This is a genomic window from Pseudarthrobacter sp. MDT3-1 (genome assembly GCF_054510755.1).
This window is the reverse complement of the sequence record NZ_JBTNDX010000073.1, coordinates 1-1,793: the sequence shown is the minus strand read 5'-3', so window position 1 is coordinate 1,793 and position 1,793 is coordinate 1. Positions and strand designations below refer to the sequence as shown.

The window sequence follows — 1,793 nt, the reverse complement described above, 5'->3', positions numbered from 1 at the left end:
GCGGCCCGGGAAGGATGGCTTGGCGGGCTGTCCTTCCCGGGCCGGCGGTGGTGGTGCTGATCAGGCCGGGGTCAGGATGTCGGCGTCGGTTGCGAAGTTCGGGTACTTGTTGGAGGCCTCGTCGGCGAGGATGGACCGGTACTGCTTGATGCCACCGAGGTAGAACATGACCGTGCGCTTCTTTCCGGGGATGTTGGCGCCAAAGATCCACGAGGCGGCCTGGGGGAAGAGTGTCTGGTGGGCGATATCCGAGCACGTCTCCGTCCAGTCGGCCTCGGTTTCGGATTTGGCCTCGATCCAGCCCGTGCCGGAGGTCGAGACGTGGCTGATGGTTTCGCTGATCCACTCGACCTGCGTCTCGATGGAGGGCGGAAGGTTGGTGAACGGCCCGTTCGGGCCCAGGATCATGAACATATTGGGGAAGCCGCTGGTTGCCATGCCCAGATAGCTGGTTGGCCCGTCAGCCCAGTGCTCTTTCAACGTTTCGCCATCGCGGCCGCGGATATTGACGCGGACATAGTTGCCGTCCACGGCGTCGAAACCGGTCGCGCAGATGAGCACGTCCAGTTCATGCAGGGTGCCGTCGGCGGTGACGATGCCCTGTTCGGTCACCGACTTGATCGGGTTTTCCTTGACGTTCACGAGGGAGACGTTTGGACGGTTAAACGTCTCGTAGTAGCCCGAATCGCACAGCGGCCTGCGGGCGTACAGATCGGTCGGTGTCAGTTTCCGGCGCGTTTCGGGGTCCGTGACGATCTCGGCGATCTTGCGGCGGATGAACTTCGCAGCCTCTTCGTTGGCGTCCTGGTCCGTGGCGATATCCGAGAAAGTCTCGAACATAAAGCGGAACCCCCCGCCTTCCTCCCAGGTCCGCTGGTAGATCCGTTCGCGTTCCTGGGGGGAAACGCTGAACGTTGGAACGGCGCTCTCCTCGAAACCCATGGCCACCGAGGAGTTCTTGACCTGTTCCCAGTTCGCCTCAAAGTTCTCCCGATGGGCACGGTGTTCCTGCGCCGTCAGCTGGCGGTTGCCCGCCGGCACGCTGTACTGCGGTGTGCGCTGGAAGGAGGTCAGATGGGCCGCTACCGGGGCTGTGGCGGTGATCACCTGATTACCGGTTGAACCGTTGCCGATAACACCCACCCGCTTGCCCGCGAGGTCCAGGTCTTCCGGCCAGGCACCCGTGTGGACCAGCCGGCCCGCGAAGGTCTCCATGCCGGGGAACTTCGGAAGATTGGTGGCCGAGAGCAGGCCGAGGCCCGTGACCAGAAAGCGGGACTGGAACGTGACTCCGCGGTCGGTCCGCACGGTCCAGGTGCCGGAGGCCTCGTCGAACTCAGCGTCAGTCATGCCAGTTTCAAGCCGGACATGCTCCCGCAGGTCGTAGCGGTCCACGACGCCATTCAGGTACGCCAGGATCTCGGCCTGGGGCACGTACTTCGTGTTCCACGGAGTCTGTTCGTAGAGGTCGCGATCAAAAGAGTACTGGTAAACAAAACTCTCAGAATCCGAAAGCGCGCCCGGATACTTGTTCCAGAACCAAGTTCCCCCAACACCCCCGGCACGGTCAATCGCTACGGCGTCGAGACCGAGCTCGTTGCGCAGCTTATGCAGCATGTAGATACCACCGAAGCCTGCTCCAACAACGAGCGCATCGAGCTGATAGGTCTTCCCGGGGACGGCGTTGTCCATGATGTCTTCCTCCGACTTGTAGAGCACTGTGAGATAATTCACCTTGTAAACACCAGTCTGTAGTGGCAGAACCACGACCCGGTGTCCCAATTTGGAACACT

The 1,793-nt window shown here is 61.7% G+C and carries 1 protein-coding gene; it reads right to left on the bottom strand.

What is annotated here, in order from left to right:
• Positions 1–60 precede the first annotated feature (60 nt).
• Positions 61–1,734 carry a flavin-containing monooxygenase gene (locus ACX80X_RS21150; RefSeq protein ID WP_459310389.1) on the bottom strand — a complete coding sequence of 558 codons (1,674 nt, stop codon included), beginning with the start codon at positions 1,732–1,734 and terminating at the stop codon, positions 61–63.
• Positions 1,735–1,793: the final 59 nt, after the last annotated feature.